17 protein-coding genes are annotated in these 19,348 nt (G+C 69.6%); 10 read left to right on the top strand and 7 right to left on the bottom strand.

Annotated features, from left to right (window positions below; genetic code table 11):
* Positions 1-39 precede the first annotated feature (39 nt).
* Positions 40-1,197 carry an AI-2E family transporter gene (locus tag AC5Y6X_RS14745; RefSeq protein ID WP_324675215.1) on the top strand — a complete coding sequence of 386 codons (1,158 nt, stop codon included), beginning with the start codon at positions 40-42 and terminating at the stop codon, positions 1,195-1,197.
* A gap of 4 nt (positions 1,198-1,201) precedes the next feature.
* On the opposite strand, the gene mmpL3 is transcribed toward AC5Y6X_RS14745, so the two are convergent.
* The 4 genes from mmpL3 to AC5Y6X_RS14725 all read right to left on the bottom strand — a co-directional run bounded on the left by mmpL3 (position 1,202) and on the right by AC5Y6X_RS14725 (position 6,089).
* Positions 1,202-4,057 (bottom strand): trehalose monomycolate exporter MmpL3, encoded by a 2,856-nt coding sequence (mmpL3, locus tag AC5Y6X_RS14740; protein ID WP_499987124.1) that lies wholly within the window; start codon positions 4,055-4,057, stop codon positions 1,202-1,204.
* Positions 4,058-4,106: 49 nt separating this feature from the next.
* Complete coding sequence (locus AC5Y6X_RS14735) at positions 4,107-4,829, bottom strand: PIN domain-containing protein (protein ID WP_499987123.1); 723 nt, start codon at positions 4,827-4,829, stop codon at positions 4,107-4,109.
* 11 nt (positions 4,830-4,840) lie between these two features.
* Complete coding sequence (trmB, locus tag AC5Y6X_RS14730) at positions 4,841-5,647, bottom strand: tRNA (guanosine(46)-N7)-methyltransferase TrmB (RefSeq protein WP_499987700.1); 807 nt, start codon at positions 5,645-5,647, stop codon at positions 4,841-4,843.
* A 103-nt stretch (positions 5,648-5,750) separates the two neighbouring features.
* On the bottom strand, positions 5,751-6,089 hold the full coding sequence (locus tag AC5Y6X_RS14725) for a hypothetical protein (protein ID WP_499987122.1): 339 nt from the start codon (positions 6,087-6,089) through the stop codon (positions 5,751-5,753).
* Positions 6,090-6,201: 112 nt separating this feature from the next.
* Between AC5Y6X_RS14725 and AC5Y6X_RS14720 the strand changes: the two genes are divergently transcribed.
* The 4 genes from AC5Y6X_RS14720 (at position 6,202) to AC5Y6X_RS14705 (ending at position 11,543) form a co-directional block, all read left to right on the top strand.
* Positions 6,202-6,777: a hypothetical protein gene (locus tag AC5Y6X_RS14720; protein WP_499987121.1), complete on the top strand. Its 576-nt coding sequence runs from the start codon at positions 6,202-6,204 to the stop codon at positions 6,775-6,777.
* A gap of 130 nt (positions 6,778-6,907) precedes the next feature.
* Positions 6,908-8,023, top strand: coding sequence for a hypothetical protein (locus AC5Y6X_RS14715; protein ID WP_499987120.1), 1,116 nt, complete (start codon positions 6,908-6,910; stop codon positions 8,021-8,023).
* Positions 8,020-9,519, top strand: coding sequence for a hypothetical protein (locus AC5Y6X_RS14710; protein WP_499987119.1), 1,500 nt, complete (start codon positions 8,020-8,022; stop codon positions 9,517-9,519). Before AC5Y6X_RS14715 ends, AC5Y6X_RS14710 begins: the two co-directional genes overlap by 4 nt.
* Before the next feature lie 194 nt (positions 9,520-9,713).
* On the top strand, positions 9,714-11,543 hold the full coding sequence (locus AC5Y6X_RS14705; RefSeq protein ID WP_499987118.1) for a phosphoenolpyruvate carboxykinase (GTP): 1,830 nt from the start codon (positions 9,714-9,716) through the stop codon (positions 11,541-11,543).
* A 178-nt stretch (positions 11,544-11,721) separates the two neighbouring features.
* On the opposite strand, the gene soxR is transcribed toward AC5Y6X_RS14705, so the two are convergent.
* A complete protein-coding gene (gene soxR / locus AC5Y6X_RS14700; RefSeq protein ID WP_499987117.1) occupies positions 11,722-12,180 on the bottom strand; it encodes a redox-sensitive transcriptional activator SoxR in 459 nt (152 codons plus the stop codon).
* A gap of 57 nt (positions 12,181-12,237) precedes the next feature.
* Here soxR and AC5Y6X_RS14695 point away from each other — a divergent pair, with 57 nt between their 5' ends.
* The 4 genes from AC5Y6X_RS14695 to AC5Y6X_RS14680 all read left to right on the top strand — a co-directional run bounded on the left by AC5Y6X_RS14695 (position 12,238) and on the right by AC5Y6X_RS14680 (position 16,655).
* Positions 12,238-12,954, top strand: coding sequence for an SDR family NAD(P)-dependent oxidoreductase (locus tag AC5Y6X_RS14695; protein WP_499987116.1), 717 nt, complete (start codon positions 12,238-12,240; stop codon positions 12,952-12,954).
* Positions 12,951-14,012 carry an S-adenosylmethionine:tRNA ribosyltransferase-isomerase gene (locus AC5Y6X_RS14690; protein WP_499987115.1) on the top strand — a complete coding sequence of 354 codons (1,062 nt, stop codon included), beginning with the start codon at positions 12,951-12,953 and terminating at the stop codon, positions 14,010-14,012. The genes AC5Y6X_RS14695 and AC5Y6X_RS14690 overlap by 4 nt, the downstream gene beginning before the upstream one ends.
* 153 nt (positions 14,013-14,165) lie before the next feature.
* Positions 14,166-15,683 (top strand): fatty-acid--CoA ligase FadD4, encoded by a 1,518-nt coding sequence (gene fadD4 / locus AC5Y6X_RS14685; protein WP_499987114.1) that lies wholly within the window; start codon positions 14,166-14,168, stop codon positions 15,681-15,683.
* A 3-nt stretch (positions 15,684-15,686) separates the two neighbouring features.
* Positions 15,687-16,655, top strand: a complete 969-nt coding sequence (locus AC5Y6X_RS14680) for an enoyl-CoA hydratase/isomerase family protein (RefSeq protein WP_499987113.1) — start codon at positions 15,687-15,689, stop codon at positions 16,653-16,655.
* Here the strand turns inward: AC5Y6X_RS14680 and AC5Y6X_RS14675 are convergent.
* Positions 16,649-17,074: a CD225/dispanin family protein gene (locus tag AC5Y6X_RS14675; protein WP_499987112.1), complete on the bottom strand. Its 426-nt coding sequence runs from the start codon at positions 17,072-17,074 to the stop codon at positions 16,649-16,651. The two genes, AC5Y6X_RS14680 and AC5Y6X_RS14675, sit on opposite strands and share 7 nt — an antisense overlap.
* Before the next feature lie 77 nt (positions 17,075-17,151).
* Complete coding sequence (locus AC5Y6X_RS14670) at positions 17,152-18,279, bottom strand: acyl-CoA dehydrogenase family protein (RefSeq protein ID WP_499987698.1); 1,128 nt, start codon at positions 18,277-18,279, stop codon at positions 17,152-17,154.
* 60 nt (positions 18,280-18,339) lie between these two features.
* On the opposite strand from AC5Y6X_RS14670, the gene AC5Y6X_RS14665 reads away from it, so the two are divergent.
* Positions 18,340-19,347: a MaoC family dehydratase gene (locus AC5Y6X_RS14665; RefSeq protein WP_499987111.1), complete on the top strand. Its 1,008-nt coding sequence runs from the start codon at positions 18,340-18,342 to the stop codon at positions 19,345-19,347.
* Position 19,348 lies beyond the last annotated feature (1 nt).

The following is a 19,348-nucleotide window of genomic DNA, read 5'->3' as shown; positions in this document are numbered from 1 at the left end:
GTCGTCGTAACCGGATCGTGCCGCAGATACGCTGGCCCAATGGCGGCAAACCCCGGCGAGGCCTCGGCGGCCGAGTCAGTCGAACCGCTGGTCCGCAAGGCCGCCGCCTGGGCATGGCGTTTGCTGGTCATCCTGGCCGCGGCGGTCGCCGCGCTGTGGGTGGTGAAAAAGCTCGAAGTCATCGTCGTCCCGGTGTTGCTGGCCCTGATGATCAGCGCATTGCTGGTGCCGGCGGTGGACTGGCTGGACCGCCGCGGCCTGCCGCGCGGCGCCGCGGTGACCGCGGTCCTGCTGAGCGGATTCGCGATCGTCGGCGGCATCCTGGCGTTCGTCATCATCCAGTTCGTCTACGGGCTGCCCGACCTGACCGACCAGGTGACCCGCAGCATCGACTCCACCCGCAGGTGGCTGATCGAGGGGCCGCTGCACCTGCGCGGCGAACAGATCTCCAACGCGGGCAACGCGGCGATCCAGGCGCTGCACAACAATCAGTCGAAGCTGACCAGCGGCGCGCTGTCCACCGCGGCCACCATCACCGAGCTGGTAACCGGGGCGGTGCTGGTGCTGTTCACGCTGATCTTCTTTCTTTACGGCGGCCGCAACATCTGGCAGTACGTGGTCAAGATCTTCCCGGCCGACGTCCGCGAGCGGGTGCACGAGGCGGGCCGCGCCGGGTACGGGTCGTTGATCGGGTACGTGCGGGCCACGTTTCTGGTGGCGCTGACCGACGCCGCGGGCGTCGGCACGGGGTTGGCGATCATGGGCGTGCCGCTCGCGCTGCCGCTGGCCTCGATTGTGTTCCTGGGCGCGTTCGTCCCGCTCATCGGTGCGCTGGTCTCGGGCCTGCTGGCCGTTGTGGTGGCCTTGCTGGCCAAGGGGATCGTCTACGCGCTGATCACGCTGGGTTTGCTGATCGCGGTGAACCAGCTCGAGGCCCATTTGCTGCAGCCGTTGGTGATGGGCCGCGCGGTGTCCATTCACCCGCTGGCGGTGGTGCTGGCCATCGCGACCGGGGGTGTGCTCGCGGGCATCGTCGGCGCGCTGCTGGCCGTGCCGACGGTCGCGTTCCTCAACAACGCGGTGCAGGTGCTGCTCGCCCGGGATCCGTCCGCCGAGGCCGACAAGCGGACCGAGGACGCCGACGACGGGGGCATCGTCCAGGCCGAGCCGGACAGCCCCGGCGACCGTCCCGCCTGAGGGTCTACAAACGTCCTTCGCGGCGCAGTAGGTCCTGCGCGGACAGGCCGCCCCCGCCGCGGCGGCGCGGGCGTGAATCGTCACCGCCGTCGCCACCGTCGCCATTGTCGCCCTGCCCGCCTTGCCCGCGGGCGTTCAGCTTCTCGGTGGCCGCATCGGAGTCGTCCTCGTCCGGCCGGGACGCCGGGATCGCGGCGGTGGGGTCGGCCGGATCGCTGTTCTTCTCGCGGCTGCCCGGAACGGGCATGGCCCGGGTCTGACCGGCCGACGGGCCCGCCGCCGGCTTGCGGGGTGCCGGCGGCGCGGGTCGCGCCGAGGGCCCACGCTTCTCGGCCGGCCGTTCGCGGCCGGGCACCGACAGGCGCGAGGTCTTGGCCTCCGTCGGCTGGCTGGGCTTGCTCGGACTGCGCGTGGTGCCGGCGCCCGACGGCCGTGACGGCTCCGGGGGCGGGCCGGGATGCGTCGGGTCGTGCGGCGGCCGGGCCGCGGCGGCAGCCAGGCTGGCCGCCGCGACCGGCGGCCGGGTGGGCCGCCCGTCGACGCTGGGCCGCTTGCGCTCGTCGGGCAGGTCGATCTCGCCCAGCCCGATTTTGTTCTGCAGGTGCCGGGCCCAGCGCGGGGCCCACCAGCAGTCGTCGCCGAGCAGCTTCATCACCGACGGCACCAGGAACATGCGGACCACGGTCGCGTCCAGCAGCAGCGCCGCCATCAGGCCGAAGGCCAGGTACTTCATCAGCACGAGATCGGAGAACACGAACGAGGCAGCGACCACGGCGAGCACCAGCGCGGCGGCCGTGATCAGGCGCCCGGTCGTCGCGGTGCCGATCCGGATCGCCTCCGCGGTGGACATGCCCCGCTCGCGCGCCTCGACCATCCGGGACACCAGGAACACCTCATAGTCCGTCGCCAGGCCGAACCCGACGGCGACGACCAGCGCGATGAGCACCACCATCAGCGGTGTCGGCGTGAAGTTCAGCCACGTCGAGAAGTGCCCGTCGACGAAGATCCACGTCAGGATGCCCATCGTGGATCCGAGCGTCAGGGCGCTCATCACCACGGCCTTGATCGGCAACACGAACGATCCGAACGCCAGGAACATCAGCACGATGGTGGCGCCGAGCAACAGGACGAGCATCAGCGGAGCCTTGTCGAACAGGCTGTGGATGCTGTCCTGCTCCAGCGCCGGTGTGCCGCCGACCAGAAGGCTGAGGCCCTTCGGGGGCGATATCGCCCGCAGTTCGCCGATCTTCTTGGCGGCGTCATTGCGATTGGACAGGCCGTTCTGGATCACCCGCACCGAGCCGTCCTTGGGCTGCGATGCGCCATTCGGGCCGCTGACGCAGGGGTTGCCCGCGATGGTGGGGCACGGCCGCTCCTGCCAGGTCCTTTCGGTGAACCCGGTGATCGAGGAGATCCTGTTGCGGATGTCGGCGACCTGCTGATCGGTGACCTTGCCGCCGTTGTCGCTCTTGATCACCATCGTGAGCTGCTCGGTCCGGTAGCTGGGGAAGAGCTTGTCGAAGTGCTCCTGCGCCAGGCGCACCGAGTTGTTCGGCGGCAGGTACTTCTCGCTCATGCCGCCGAACGACAGGTTGCCCAGCGGGATGACCAGCAGGATCATGCCGACCGCGATCGGGATGGCGAACGCCAGCGGTCGCTTCATCACGAAGTTGACCAGCTTGCCCCAGAAGCCGGCCTCGACCTCCTCGCGGGTCTTGGTCTTCTGCAGCCGGTCCGCCAGCCAGTTCAGGTAGGCGCGCGACACCTTCCAGTTGCGCAGGAACGGAACCCGGAACGCGGTGCGCACGCCCAGGGCGTCGACGTGGCGGCCGAGGATGCCCAGGCAGGCCGGCAGCAGCGTAATCGACAGCAGCGCAGCAAGTCCCACCGCGGCGAAGATTGCATAGGTAAGCGAATGCACGAAGCCCTGCGGCAACACCAGCAGGCTGGCGCTGGAGGCAATGATCAGCACCGCCGAGAACGCGACGGTGCGACCGGCCGTCATCACGGTGCGGCGCACCGCGGCGTCGGTGTCGTAGCCCTCGGCGATCTCCTCCCGGAAGCGGCTCACCACGAACAGCCCGTAGTCGACGGCGATGCCCAGGCCGATCAGCGACACCACCGGCTGGGCGAAATAGTGCACCGGCCCGAACATGGCGATGAACCGCAGGATGCCCAGCGCGCCCGCAATGCTCAGCCCGCCCACCATCACCGGCAGGCCGGCGGCGATCGCGCCGCCGAACACCAGGAACAACACCACCGTCACCAGCGGCAGCGCGAGGACCTCCATGCGGCGCTGGTCGGTGGCGATGGTGCCCGTCAGCGCGTTCGCTATCGGCTCGAGGCCGGCGAGTTGGACCGTGCCGCCGTCAAGCCTCTGCAGGTCGGGCGCGATCGCCTTGTAGTTGTTGAGGATGCTGTCGTCGTCGTTGCCCTTCAGCGGTATGGAAACAAAGGTGTGCTTCTTGTCCTCGGTCGCCATCCCCTTGATCAGCGGGGGCGCGTCGGCGGGGTTGGACAGGGCCAGGTAGCCGGCCCAGCCGACGACCTGATCGGGGTGGTCGCTCTTGAACTTGTTGAGCTCGTCGACGACCTTCTGCCGCCACGCCGGGTCGTCGACGGTCTTCCCGTCGGGAGCGGTGAAAGTGGCAACCACGTGGCTGGTGCGGTCGCGGCCGTAGGTCTGGTCGCCGAGAACCGAGGCCTTCACGGACTGACTGCCGTCGTCGTAGAACCCGCTCTGTGTGACATGCTTGCCCAGGCTGAGCCCGAACACGCCGCCGAGAAGGCAAAGAGCCACCGTGACCCCGATGACGATGTACCGGTATCGGTACACAGTTCGGCCCCACCAGGCGAACACGTAAGCTCCTTACTGGATCTCTAGGGACCCGCGCATTGGTTTCCCAGTGTCACACACGCGTGGTCAATAGGGCGGACAGCGGCCGGAACGGCTGCAGCCACGCTCCATGGTCAGGCAGCGAATCCAGCCCGATTCGCGGCAACGGCTCCCGGAACACACCCGCGATGTCCTCCAGGTCGACGAAGTCCAAGGTATCCGACGCTAACGCCCAACTAGCGTGTTCACGAAATCCGATCACCTGAACAGGGATTGCGCCGCCGGCGCCGCCCCGCGCGATCTCTTCCAGCGGTTGACGGAACGCCTGACCGTCGGCGGAAGCCACCACCAGCGCCGCAAGGCCCTCCCGGCGCCGCTGTTCGATGTGGGCGAGCATGTCGCGGTCGACGTCGCTGTCCTCGTCGATCTTCGGCTTGGCAAAGACCGCGAACCCCACGTTACGCAGCGCGTCCACCCACGGGCGAACCACGTCGGCGGTGCCCGGGGCGATGTTGGTGAAGACGGTGGCCTCCGGTTCGATCACGACGCCCGGCCGGGCGGCGCTGACCTCCGCTGTGCGGGCCAGCAACCAGCGACCGAGCGCGTCGAAGCGCGGGCGCTCCAGGGCCGTCGGGCGCCGGCCCAGGATCGAGCCGAGGCCCATGTCGAGGTTGGGGGCGTCCCACACCAGCAGGACGCGGCTGGCCGGCGCATCGAACCCGCCCAGCCCGCCGGTCAGCACCGCCGGTGAATCGAGCGGTTCGGGTGCCGCCGCGGTCTCTTCCGTCAGGCTCATGCTCATCGCCTCTATCGTCTAAGCCAGATCAGCTCGGTCACGGCGCTGCCCGCTTCTTGGGCTTTGGTCTCGTACTTGGTGGTGGGGCGGACGATCGACACCGGCAGTCGGTCGCCCGGCTCGACACGGCGCAGCCGGGGTTCGGCATCCCCGTCCCGGGCGATCTGCTCGGCGTACCCGGGATGGTCCGTCGCGGCGTGCAGCACACCACCGGGGAGTAGCCGATCGGCGATCAGGTCAATCGTGCTCGGCTGCAGGAACCGGCGCTTGTGGTGGCGCGCCTTCGGCCAGGGATCGGGGAAGAAGACGCGAACCCCGCTCAGCGATCCGGGCGCGATCAGACACTGCAGCACGTCGACGGCGTTGCCCCGGATCAACCGGATGTTGCCCACCTCTTCGCGGTCGATCCCGGACAGCAGCTGCGCCAACCCGCGCCGGTAGACCTCCACCGCGATCACGTCGACACCGGGCTCGTCCTTGGCCATGGCCAACGTGGATGTGCCACTGCCACAACCGATCTCGAGCACCACCGGCGCGTCGCGGCCGAACCACGCGCGGGTGTCCAGCGGCTCGGGCCGCCCGGGTATCTCGGAGATCCCCAGGCGCGGCCACAGCCGTTCCCAGGTCTGGCGCTGGGCGTCGGACAGGGCGGACCGCCGGGAACGAAAGCTTGTCGCCGGAAGGTAGCCATGCCGCCGGCGATCCGAATCGCGCGGCTCCGGTGCTGGGGTCACGTCCTCTCCGGTTCTCTCCTCCACCGGTGCGCGGGGACGCGCTCCCACTCCGGGTTCCGCATGCATTCGTCCATCGTGGCCCATGAACGCGCGATGTAGCCGCCCCTGGTCCGGATTGATACCCAACAGTTGCCTTACGGCCGGCCTCGTCCGGTATAGGGGCTGCGCTGCGCCGCGAAGATGCGCGCTAGGGGTGCGGTGTGCTGGGCGTCGTCGTAGGCGATTGCTGAGGGCCCATCATGCCGGGGCCCATCATGCCGCCCGGCCCCATCATGCCGCCGGGGCCCATCATGCCGCCCGGTCCCATCATGGGGCAGGTGCCGTACCGCCCTCCGCCGTAACCCCGGTGCCAGCCGTAGCCGTAGTGGTCGCCCGAGGAGGACCAGCCCAGGAAGAACCCCGAGAAGAAGATCACCGCGACCACGAACACGACACCGGCGACGATGCCCACCCACGCGAAGGCTTGACCCAGCCGACCATGCCGGTCCGTAGTCGGCTGAGCCGTCGATTCAGTAGTTTGCGTCATGCTCCGAACGCTGCCACGCAAATACCCAAGGGGGGTAGGGACTATCGACCCTAGAAAGCGCGGCGCATAACTGGTCAGCTTGATGATGGCTTGTCTCGGAGGAGATGCGGCGATGGCCAGGTTGACGCGGCGGACCGCGCTCACGGCGGTCGGCGCGATCGGTGCGGGCAGCGTCCTGGGCCTGAGGTATGTCCTTCGCAGCGTCTTTGAACCGCGCCCAACGGCTATCCGCCTCACCGACGGAGGCGGTTTCATGGGCGCGGGTCATATGGACATGAGTCGATATATGGAGATGTTCAGGCGGCACACCGAAATCAATCGTGTTGTCGAGGACATACCCGGTGGCGTGCGCACCACCACTGAGTCGAAGTCTCCAGACCTCACCGCCCAACTACATGCGCATGTGTCAAGCATGTACGCCCACCTCGATCAGGGAACCGAGATCAGCTGCATGAGCCAAAGCCTGCCGACCCTTTTCCGTCATGCCAGCGGGTATCGCCGCCAACTCACGTTGACTCCTACGGGTGTCATCGCCGAGGAGACCGCCGACGATCCCGCCCTCACCGACGTCATCCGTGCCCACGCGGGCGAGGTCACCGGCTTCGTCCGCGACGGGATGCCGGCCATGATGCAGGGAATGATGGGAGGGATGATGGGGCCCGGCGGAATGATGAGACCGGGTCACTAGGCACCGGTTCCGCAACAGTTTTGGCATCGTTTTACCTGGTCACAGCTTGTTAACAGTGCCCACGCCTATATCCCAATGGTTGCCTTCGGCTGGTAACAGGTAAGTGGTGGCTCGCATCTCGGTGACTCAGATGCCACCATTCGGTGGGGCCCGACGGGACCGACCGGGCACGGAAGGACGGGGGCACCAAATTTTCGTTGACGAGCTGGCGCGATTCGCCGCCGAGCACGCCGACGCGCGCGTGACGGCGATCGCCGAACGGGCCGCCGCGCCGCTGCGCGTGGCCGTCCGGGGGCGCCGGGGGGTGGGGCGCGACACCGTGGCGCGCGCACTGGACCGCGCCGGAAGCGCGATCGCGATCTCACCACCGGGGCGCGACCGCGACGTCGACGTCGTCGTCTACGTCACCGCCGAGGTGATCAAGCCCGAGGACACCGACGCCATCCGCGCCGCTGGGCGGCCGGTGCTGGCGATACTCAACAAGGCGGACCTGGCCGGCTCGCTGTCGGGCATCGGAGACGGGCCGATCACCGCCGCGCGGGCACGCTGCGCGAAGCTGGCCGCGCTGGCCGGCGTCCCGATCGAGCCGATGATCGGCCTGCTCGCCGTCGCCGCGCTCGACGACCTGGACGCCGCGTCGTGGGCCGCGCTGCGGGCGCTGGCCGCCCATCCCGGCGGCGCGGCCTGCCTGGACGGGTCCTACGACGGGTTCCTGGCGGTCGACAACCCGGTGCCGGCCGACGCGCGGCGGCGCCTGCTGGACGCGCTGGACCTGTTCGGCATCGCCCTGGGGATCGCCGCGATCCGCCGCGGCGGGACCCCGGCGCAGGTGCGCGCCCTGCTGCGCCGGACGAGCCGGCTCGACGCGGTCGTCGACAAGCTGTCGGCCGTCGGCGCCGAGGCGCGCTACCGGCGGGTGCTGGACGCCGTCGCGCAACTGGAGGCCCTGGCCGTCGGCGACGGGGGGATCGGGGAGCGGATCGGCGGATTCCTCACCCGCGACGACACCGTCGTCGCCCGGATGGCCGCCGCGGCCGACCTCGCCAAGGCGGCCGGGCTGGACCCGTTTCCCGCCGACACCGACCCGGCGGCCCACCTGCCGCGGGCGGCCCACTGGCGGCGCTTTAGCCGCGGACCGGTCAGCGACCTGCACCGCGCGTGTGCAGCGGACATCGCGAGGGGATCGCTGCGGCTGTGGTCGCAGACCCGCGGCCGGGCACCCGACGCGAAGGGAGGGCCGTGGTGAGCGGCGACGACCCGGCCGCCCGGGTGGACGCGCTGGTGGCGGCGATCGGGCCCCGGCTGGACCCGCCCGCCATCAACCGGCTCGACGTGGTGCTGGTGACCGGCCCGTGGATGGCCGGGGTGACCGGCGTGGTCACCGCGCTGCGCGAACGGCTGCCGCAGCACAAGTTCGTCGAGTCGGCGGACCTGGGCCCCGGCGATGCGCCCATCGCGGTGGTGTTCGTGGTGTCGGCGGCGGCCCGGTTGACCGAATCCGACTGCGTGCTGCTGGACGGCGCGGCCGAGCACACCGACACGGTGGTCGGCGTGGTGTCCAAGATCGACGTGCACCGCAACTGGCGCGACACGGTGTCCGCCAACCGCGAGACCCTGTCCGCGCACGCACCCCGCTACGGGCGAGTGCCCTGGGTGGGCGCGGCCGCCGCGCCCGACCTGGGCGAGCCGATCGTCGACGACCTGATCGAGACCGTCTCGGCGCAACTCGCCGATTCCGACATCGCGCGCCGAAACAGGTTGCGGGCGTGGGAATCCCGGCTACGGACGGCCGCGCAGCGATTCGACCGCGACGCCGAGGGCGCCGGTCGCCGGGTACGGGTCGAGGCGCTGCGCGAGGAGCGCAACGCGGCCCTGCAGCAGCGGCGCCAGTCGAAATCCGAGCGAACCATCACGCTGCGCGGGCAGATCCAGCAGGCCCGGGTCCAGCTGTCCTACTTCGCGCGCAACCGGTGCTCGTCGGTGCGCGGCGAACTGCAGGAGGACATCGCGGGTCTGTCCCGGCGCAAGATCCCCGAGTTCGAGGCGCACACCCGCAAGCGGGTGCACGACGTGGTCGCCGAGGTGAGCGACGGCATCACCACACACCTCGCCGACGTCGCCGCGGCGATGGGTATGCCGGTCGGGCTGCCCGCCGTCGACAAGCTGCCGGCGTTGGACATCCCGCCGCCGCACCTGAAATCGCGGCGGGCCGAATCCTGGCTGATGCTGCTGCTGGGCGCCGGGTTCGGGCTGGGAATCGCGCTGACGCTGAGCCGGCTGGTGGCCGGGGTGGCCCGCGGCCTGAACCCCGTGACGCAAATCGCCGGGGCCGCGGCGTGCGTGGCGATCGGCCTGGCGGCCACCTTCCTGGTGGTCAACATCCGCGGCCTGCTGCACGACCGCGCTTTGCTGGACCGCTGGGCGGGCGACGCGACGTCGGCGCTGCGCTCGGTGGTCGAGGAGATGGTCGCCACCCGCGTGCTGGTCGCCGAGTCGGTGCTGAGCACCGCGCTCGTCGCCCGCGAGGAGGCCGAGAACGCGCGAGTGACCGAACAGGTCGGCATCATCGACAGCGAACTGCGCGAGCACGCGATCGCCGCCGCGCGCGCCGCCGCGGTGCGGGACCGGGAGATGCCGACGATAACTGCGGCGCTCGACGCCGTGCGTGCAGAACTGGGCGAACCGGGTATACCCCACCCCGAGAACACCGCCGAGCCGGAGGACCCAAGCGGCGTTTCGTGACGTCTTTAGGGTTTCTCGGGGGCTTCTGAATCGTTGTTGTGAGGAGGCTTATACCCGCCCGAACCTTCCCCAGCAAGGTGATCACGATAACCTGTAGTTAACGTACGGCCATGTCAACAGTTGTGTGGGCGAACGCAAACGCATCGCAGGACCCCGCCCCGCAAGAACGCAGACGAAGAATTCAGGAGAGTTCGATGACCTCAGCGACCATTCCGGGCCTGGACACCGCGCCAACCAAACATCAGGGGCTGCTGTCGTGGGTGGAGGAGGTCGCCGAGCTCACCCAGCCGGACCGGGTGGTGTTCGCTGACGGCTCCGACGAGGAGTGGCAGCGGCTGACCGACCACCTCGTCGAGGCGGGCACGTTCAAGCGGCTCAACCCCGAGAAGTACCCCAACTCCTTCCTGGCACTGTCCGACCCGTCCGACGTCGCGCGGGTGGAGTCGCGGACCTTCATCTGTTCCGAGCGGGAGGAAGACGCCGGGCCGACCAACAACTGGATGGACCCGGCCGAGATGCGGTCCACCCTGAAAGACCTGTACCGCGGCTGCATGCGCGGCCGCACGATGTGGGTGGTGCCGTTCTGCATGGGCCCGTTGGGCGCCGACGACCCCAAGCTGGGCGTGGAGATCACCGACTCCGAGTACGTCGTCGTCTCCATGAAGGTGATGACCCGGATGGGCAAGGCCGCCCTGGAGAAGATGGGCGACGACGGGTTCTTCGTCAAGGCGCTGCACTCCGTCGGCGCCCCGCTGGAGCCGGGCCAAAAGGACGTGCCGTGGCCCTGCAACGACACCAAGTACATCACCCACTTCCCCGAGACCCGCGAGATCTGGAGCTACGGCTCCGGCTACGGCGGCAACGCCCTGCTGGGCAAGAAGTGCTACTCGCTGCGAATCGCGTCGGCGATGGCCCACGACGAGGGCTGGCTCGCCGAACACATGCTGATCCTCAAGCTGATCTCCCCGGAGAACAAGGCGTACTACTTCGCCGCCGCGTTCCCGTCGGCGTGCGGCAAGACCAACCTCGCCATGCTGCAGCCGACCATCCCGGGCTGGCGCGCCGAGACCCTGGGCGACGACATCGCCTGGTTGCGGTTCGGCAAGGACGGCCGGCTGTACGCGGTCAACCCCGAGTTCGGTTTCTTCGGGGTCGCGCCGGGCACCAACTGGAAGTCCAATCCGAACGCCATGCGCACCATCGCCGCCGGCAACACGGTGTTCACCAACGTCGCGCTGACCGACGACGACGAGGTGTGGTGGGAAGGCCTGGAGGGCGAGCCGGATCACCTGATCGACTGGAAGGGCAACGACTGGGTGATCCGTGAGACGGAAACCAAAGCGGCGCATCCGAATTCGCGCTACTGCACGCCTATGTCGCAATGCCCGATCCTGGCGCCGGAGTGGGACGACCCGCAGGGCGTGCCGATCTCGGGCATCCTGTTCGGCGCCCGCCGCAAGACGACGGTGCCGCTGGTGACGCAGGCCCGCGACTGGCAGCACGGCGTGTTCATGGGCGCCACGATGGGCAGCGAGCAGACCGCCGCCGCCGAGGGCAAGGTCGGCACCGTGCGCCGCGACCCGATGGCCATGCTGCCGTTCCTGGGCTACCACGTCGGCGACTACTTCCAGCACTGGCTCGACCTGGGCAAGAACTCCGACGAGTCCAAGCTGCCGAAGGTGTTCTTCGTCAACTGGTTCCGCCGCGGCGAGGGCGGCAAGTTCCTGTGGCCGGGCTTCGGCGAGAACAGCCGCGTGCTGAAGTGGATCGTCGACCGCATCGAGCACCAGGCCGGCGGCCAGGACACCCCGATCGGCATCGTGCCCACCGCCGACGACCTCGACCTGGACGGCCTCGACGTCTCCGCCGAGGACGTGGCGCGGGCCCTGGCGGTCGATCCCGAGGAGTGGCGCAAGGAACTGCCGCTGATCGAGGAGTGGTTCGAGTTCGTCGGCGAAAAACTGCCCACCGGCGTCAAGGACGAGTTCGAGGCGCTCAAGCAGCGGCTGGCCGACGCCGACTAAGTCCCGCGAGCAGACGCAAAAGCCCCCGTACGCCCGGCGTGTCGGGGGCTTTTGCGTCTGCTCGGCGGCCGCGGTTTGATTGTGAATCCTTGGCTTTGGGCGTGAATCGTGGGCGGGAAAATCGCCGATTCCCCGCCCTACGCTCACACCGAAAGCCGTGTGTTCACACTGAAAGCAATTACCGAGATCGCCGTAGCGAGTTCGGCAGGTAGACCGCGCCCGGCCCGGCGACCGCCGCCGTGTCGCCCGGGTTGGAGATGGCGCAGCGCTTCAGCGACAGGCAACCGCAGCCGATGCACGAGTCCAGGTTGTCGCGAAGCGCCATCAGGCCCGCGATCTGGTCGTCGAGGCGGGTGCGCCACGTCTTCGACAACGCGGCCCAGTCGGCCCGCGTGGGGGTGCGGCCGTCCGGCAGTTTCGCCAGGGCGTCGGCGACCTCCTCCAGGCTCAGCCCGACGTTTCGGGCGGCCCGGATGAAGGCCAGGCGCCGCAGCATCTGTCGTTCGAAGCGGCGCTGACCGCCGGACGTCCGCGTCGCCGTGATCAGGCCCTGGCTCTCGTAGAACCGGATGGCCGACGGGGCGAAGCCACTGCGGCCGGCAATCTCGCTGACGGTGAACAGATCCCGCTTGTCCATGCACCCACCTACTCGACACTTGACTTAAAGTTTACTTTAACTATCAGTATGGGGCGTATGACTGCATCCAACCACTGCCCCGTCGCAATCGTCACCGGCGCCTCCCGCGGCTTCGGCAAGGCGCTGACCGCCGCCCTGCTCGACCGCGGGTGGGCCGTCGTGGGCGATGCCCGCCGCGCCACTGAACTGAAAAACACTGCAGCGGAACTGAATTCGGCGCGGTTCGTCGCGTTGCCCGGCGATGTTACCGACGCGTCCCACCGTCAAGCATTGGTCGCCGCGGCGATCGACGCCGGTCCGCTGCGCCTGCTGGTGAACAACGCCAGCCGCCTGGGTCCCAGCCCGCAGCCGGCGCTCGCCGACTATCCGGCCGCCGAGCTGTCGGCCGTCTACGACACGAACCTGTTCGCCCCGCTCGCGCTGATCCAGGCCGCGCTACCGGCGCTCACCGGCAACGGCGGCGTCATCGTCAACCTCACCTCGGACGCCGCCGTCGAGCCGTACCCCGGCTGGGGCGGCTACGGCTCGTCGAAGGCCGCGCTCGATCAGCTGTCGGCCGTGCTGGGCGCCGAGGCCCCGGCCGTGCCGGTCTACGCCTTCGACCCCGGCGACATGCGCACCGAGATGCACCAGGCCGCGTTCCCGGGCGAGGACATCTCCGATCGCGCCGAGCCGGAATCGGTCGTGCCGGCGCTGTTGCGGCTCCTGGACAGCCGGCCGGCCTCCGGCCGGTACCGGGCCGCGGACCTGCCGCTGTCCGGGGCGCGGCCATGACCCTCCCGCGCCCGCACACCCGCTTCCGGCGCCCACCGGACTCCGACGCCACCGAGCCGCCCGAGGCGCGCGGCCTGGCCCGCGACGCCGTCAAACTCCTGGTCGCCGGGCCCGACGGGATCGCCCACGCCCGCTTCGCCGACCTGGGTGAGTTCCTGCGCCCGGGCGACCTACTGGTGGCGAACAATTCCGCCACCATGCCGGCCGCCGTCGACGGCCGCCGCGCCGGGCGGCCGGTCGCGGTGCACTTCTCCACGATGCGCGCCGAGAAGGCTTGGGTGGTGGAGCTGCGGCCCGCGACGAACGCGGCCGGGCATCTCACCGACGTCGTGCCGGGCGAACGCATCGAGCTGCCCGGGGGCGCGGCGATCGTCGTCGAATCCTCCTACCCGCATGCCGGGGTCGACGGCGCGCGGTTGTGGACCGCCCGAGTCGCGGTGGAGGGCCCGCACGACGGCGTGGTCTCGTACCTCGCGCGCTACGGCCGGCCCATCAGGTATTCCTACGTGCCGCGGTCGTGGCCGCTGCGCTACTACCAAACCGTGTTCGCCAGGCGCGTCGGCAGTGCCGAAATGCCAAGCGCGGCACGCCCGTTCAGCACCGAGCTGGTGACCGCGCTGGTGGCGGGCGGGGTGGCGATCGCGCCGATAACCCTGCACGCCGGGGTGTCCTCGGCGGAGGCGGGCGAGCCGCCGACCCCCGAGCTCTTCGAGGTGCCGCCCGCCACCGCGCGGCTGGTGAACTCGACGCGCGCGGCCGGCGGCAGGGTGATCGCCGTCGGGACCACGGCGACCCGCGCGCTGGAATCGGCGGCCAGCCCCGACGGTCTGGTGCGGCCGGCGGCCGGGTGGACGGACCTGGTGCTCGGCCCGGCCCGGCCCCGCCGGGTGGTCGACGGCCTGATCACCGGATGGCACGACGCCGGCGCCTCCCACCTGCTGCTGCTCGAGGCCGTCGCCGGCCCGGACCTGGTGGCCGCCGCCTACCGCGAGGCCGTCGAGCGCGCCTACCTGTGGCACGAATTCGGCGACAGCGCCCTGTTGCTGCCCGAGAGCTGACTTCGCGCATCGAGATCGACGCCAGCGTGCACGTCACTCGCACTTCTTCGCGCCACCGTCGATCTCGACGAAAACCTGTCGGGTCCGGTCCACGAGGCCAGGCGACCAGCTCCCACTCAACACCCGTGAAGGCGTGCGTCGTACAGTCGGCGCATGGAAATTCGCCCGCATGTCGGCCCCGGTAAACCCGCCGTGATCCTGCACCCGTCGGGCACCGTCGTCACCTTCGACGACCTGGAGGCGCGCGCCAACCGGCTGGCGCACCGGTTCCGCGCGGCGGGGCTGCGCGAGGGCGACACCGTCGCCATCCTGATGGAGAACAACGAACACATCCACGCGGTGATGTGGGCGGCGCGGCGCAGCGGCCTGTACTACGTGCCGATCAACACGCACCTGACGCCGGCGGAGGCGGCCTACATCATCGACAACAGCAGCGCCAAGGCGATCATCGGGTCGGCGGCATTGCGCGAAGTCTGCGAAAACCTGGAACAACACCTGCCCGGCGGGTTGCCCGGCCTGCTGATGATCGCCGACGGCGACCTCGACGGCTGGGAGCGGTACCCGGAATGCGTTGCGGGCCAACCCGACACCCCGATCGACGACGAGCTCGAGGGCGACCTGTTGCAGTACTCGTCGGGCACCACCGGGCGGCCCAAGGGGATCAAACGCGAGCTGCCGCACGTCCCGCCCGCCGAGGCGCCCGGCATGATGTCGGCGCTGGTGGGATTCTGGATGACCCCCGACTCGATCTACCTGAGCCCGGCGCCGCTGTATCACACGGCGCCGTTGGTGTGGTCGATGAGCGCACAGGCCGGCGGCATCACCACCGTTGTGATGGAGAAGTTCGACCCGGAGGGCACGCTGGACGCCATCCAGCGCTACAGGGTGACCCACGGCCAGTTCGTGCCCGCGATGTTCACCCGGATGCTGAAACTTCCTCAGGCCGTGCGTGATTCGTACGACCTCTCCAGCCTGCAGCGGGTGATGCACGCCGCGGCGCCGTGCCCGGTGGAGATCAAGAAACAGATGATCGACTGGTGGGGGCCGATCGTCGACGAGTATTACGCGTCCTCGGAGGCCATCGGGTCGACGCTGATCACCGCCGAGGAGTGGCTCGCGCATCCGGGTTCGGTCGGCAAGCCGATGGCGTGCGAGATACACATCCTCGACGAGAACGGCAACGAGCTGCCGCCGGGGCAGCCCGGCGAGATCTATTTCGAGGGCGGATACTCCTTCGAGTACCTTAACGACGAGACGAAAACCGCTGCGTCGCGCGACACGCACGGCTGGGTGACCGTCGGCGACGTCGGCTACGTCGACGAGGAGGGCTATCTTTTCCTGACCGACCGCCGCCACCACATGATCATCTCCGGCGGGGTGAACATCTATCCGCAGGAGACCGAGAACCTTCTGGTCACCCACCCGAAGGTGCTCGACGCGGCGGTGTTCGGCATCCCCGACGACGAGATGGGTCAGCGCGTCGTGGCGGCGGTGCAGACGGTCGATCCGGCCGACGCCACCGACGAATTCGCCGATGAGCTGCTCGGCTGGCTGCGAGACCGCTTGGCGCACTACAAATGTCCGCGGTCGATCGCGTTCGAGGCGCAGCTGCCGCGGACCGACACCGGAAAGCTCTACAAGAACGGGCTGATCGAGAAGTATTCGGTGTGATCGATGCGGGTGGTCGACCTGTCTGGCGCGCCGGATGCCGGCGTCTCTCCCGCCTCCCCGCCGGGGGTGGTCGTCGCCCACGGTTCGGCCACCGATATCGCACGGTCCGAATCCTGGTTGGACGCCGCGACTTTCACCCTGACCGAGGACTCGTGCACCGATCGCCGGGTGGTCACCGTCGATTCGGTGCCGGACACGCTGGCCGAGCTGACGCGGCGCGCCCAACGCTGGCCGCACGCCAGCGCCGTGTGCGACGACGTGCTGCGCGCGGTGATTCCCGACGGCCCGACGCTGGCCGCGGTGCTGACCGAGTCGCTGGCCTACTCGACGTTGCAGGCCGGGCCGGAGTTCGCGCGCTGGCTCGACGAGCGCGGTCCGGCGCGCCCGCCCGGGACCGCCGAGCCGGTGCGGGCGCGGCGCGACGGCGACACCCTGCGCATCACGTTCAACCGGCCGCAACGCCACAACGCGTTTTCCACCGATGCGCGGGCCGCGCTGCTGGAGGCGCTGGCGGTGGCCCAACTCGACCCCTCGGTGACCGGGATCGTGTTGAGCGGCAACGGTCCATCGTTTTGCAGCGGCGGGGACCTCGCCGAGTTCGGCACGCTCGACGACCCGGCCAGCGCGCACCTGGCCCGCACCCGGCACAGCCCCGCCCTCGCGCTGGACGCGCTCGCCGCCAGGCTCGGCCGGTCCTGTCGCGCCGAGGTGCACGGCCGGGTGATGGGCAGCGGGCTGGAGATGGCGGCGTTCTGCGGATGGGTTGACGCGCGGGACGATTCGGTGTTCGGACTACCCGAGTTGGCGCTGGGCCTGATCCCCGGCGCCGGCGGCACGGTCAGCGTCACGCGGCGGATCGGCCGTTGGCGCACGGCGTATCTCGTGCTGTCCGGCCGGACCGTCGGCGCCGGCACCGCGCTGGCCTGGGGACTGGTGGACGCGATTCACGTTGGCGCCCAGGTAACTCAGTAGCCCGAGAACGTCGTCGTGCTCGTCGTGGGAATGGACGAGACGATCGCCGCGAACATCGCGAACCACAGAATGACGCCGATGACATAGGCGGCGACGCCGACGACCGCGGAGATGATCGCCCACTTCTTGGCGTTGTCGGACGCGGCCTGCGCCTCGGCGTATCGTCCCTGGGTCCACAGCCCAGAGACCTTGGTGGAGTACACGATCGACACGATCCCCAGCGGCAGACAGCACAGGATGGTCGTCAGGATCGCCCACACGAGATAGTTGTCCGGCTCGCGCTGACCCGGCCAGCCCGCCTGCTGCCCCTGCCAACCCGGCTGCTGGGCCGGCCAACCCGGCTGCTGGGGCTGCCAACCCGGCTGCTGCTGGCCCTGCCATTCTGGGGAACCTTCGTACGGCCCTTGGGGATAGCTCATGGCAGCTGCCTCTCTTTGCTGGCGCCGAAGTCAGGCAAATATACAGCACACGCCGACGTCAGACCGGGAGATTCGGGTCAGATCCCGCCGCGGGCGACCAGCTGCCCGGCGATCACGTTGCGCTGGATCTCGTTGGTGCCCTCGCCGACGATCATCAGCGGCGCGTCGCGGAAGTATCGTTCGACGTCGTACTCGGTGGAGTAGCCGTATCCGCCGTGGATGCGCACGGCGTTCAGCGCGATCTCCATTGCGACCTCGGAGGCGAATAGCTTGGCCATCCCGGCCTCCATGTCGCAGCGCTCGCCGCTGTCGTAGCGCTCGGCGGCGTAGCGGGTGAGCTGACGGGCGGCGGTGAGTTTGGTTGCCATGTCGGCGAGGTAGTTGCCGACGGCCTGGTGCTTCCAGATCGGCTTGCCGAAGCTCTCCCGCTGCTGCGCGTAGGCCAGCGCGTCCTCGAGCGCCGCCGTCGCCACGCCCAGCGCCCGCGCGGCCACCTGGATGCGGCCGGTCTCGAGCCCCTTCATCATCTGCGTGAAGCCCTCGCCGGTGCGGCCGCCCAGGATCGCCGTCGCCGGCAGCCGGTAGCCGTCGAACGACAGCTCGCAGGCCTCGACGCCCTTGTAGCCCAGCTTGGGCAGGTCACGCGACACCGTCAGCCCCGGCCCGTGCTCGACGAGCGCGATCGAGATGCCCTTGTGCCGCGGCGTGGCGTTCGGGTCGGTCTTGCACAACAGGGCGATCAGCCCGGACCGGCGGGCGTTGCTGATCCAGGTCTTGGCGCCGTTGACCACAAACCCGTCCGGGCCGTCCGGTAAAGCGGTGGTCGACATGTTCTGCAGGTCCGAACCGCCGCCGGGCTCGGTCAGCGCCATGGTGGCCCGCAGCTCGCCGCTGGCCATCGGCGGCAGGTAGGCACGCTTTTGCTGCTCGGTGCCGAACAGCGTCAGCAGCTTCGCCACCACGGTGTGCCCGCCCATCGCGCCGGCCAGGCTCATCCAGCCGCGCGCCAGCTCCTCCGTGACCCGCACATAACACGGCATCGACACCGGCGACCCGCCGTACTCCTCGGGAACGGCCAGGCCGTAGACGCCGATCCGCTTCATCTGCTCGATCCACGCGTCCGGGTAGGTGTTGGCGTGCTCGACCTCGCGGACGGTCGGCTTCACGTCGCGGTCGATGAACGCCCGCACCGTGGCCACCAGCATGTCCTCTTCGTCTTGCAAGGCGCCGCTGCGCTGTGTGCTCACCCATGCCATATTGGCCCCGTGACTTATGCCGACATACGCGAGGGTGGGCCCTACTTCGACGACCTTTCGGTGGGCCAGGTGTTCGACTGGGCGCCGTCGGCCACGCTTTCCGCGGGCCTGGCCGCGGCGCATCAGGCGATCGTGGGAGACCGGCTGCGCCTGGCGCTGGACGCCGACCTGTACGTGGCGGTGACCGGCATGCCCGGCCCGATGGCGCATCCGGCGCTGGTCTGCGACCTGGCGATCGGGCAGTCGACGCTGGTGACGCAGCGGGTCAAGGCCAACCTGTTCTATCGCGGCCTGACGTTTCACCATTTCCCCGCCATCGGCGACTCTGTGTACACCCGCACCGAAGTCGTTGGGCTGCGGGCGAATTCGCCCAAACCCGGCCGGGCGCCCACGGGTCTGGCGGCGCTGCGGATGATCACGATCGACCGGGCCGATCAGTTGGTCCTCGACTTCTACCGGTGCGCCATGCTGCCGGCCAGCCCGGACTTTCGCCCCGACGAGGCGCCCGGCGACGACTTGTCGGCCATCGGCGCCGACGCCGCCCCGCCCGCCGCCGATCCGACCGCGCACTGGGACGGCCAGGTCTTCCGCACCAGAGTGCCCGGCCCGCATTTCGACCCCGGCCTGGCGGGCGCGGTGCTGCACAGCACCGGCGACGTCGTCAGCAGCGCACCGGAACTGGCCCGGCTCACGCTGAATATTGCTGCCACGCACCATGATTCACGAGTGGGCGGGCGCCGGCTGGTGTACGGCGGGCACACCATCGGGCTGGCGCTCGCGCAGGCCAGCCGGTTGCTGCCCAACCTGGTGACGGTGCTGGGCTGGGAGTCCTGCGATCACGCCGGTCCGGTGCACGAGGGCGACACCCTGTACAGCGAACTGCACGTCGAGTCCGCCGAGCCCACCGAGCACGGCGGGGTGCTGAAGCTCCGGTCGCTGGTCTACGCGGTCGGCGACTCGCCGGGCGAACCCGACCGGCCGGTGCTGGACTGGCGTTTCAGCGCCCTGCAGTTCTGAC

This window comes from Mycobacterium sp. NGS26 (genome assembly GCF_059813025.1).
This window is presented reverse-complemented; position numbering and strand designations above follow the sequence as displayed.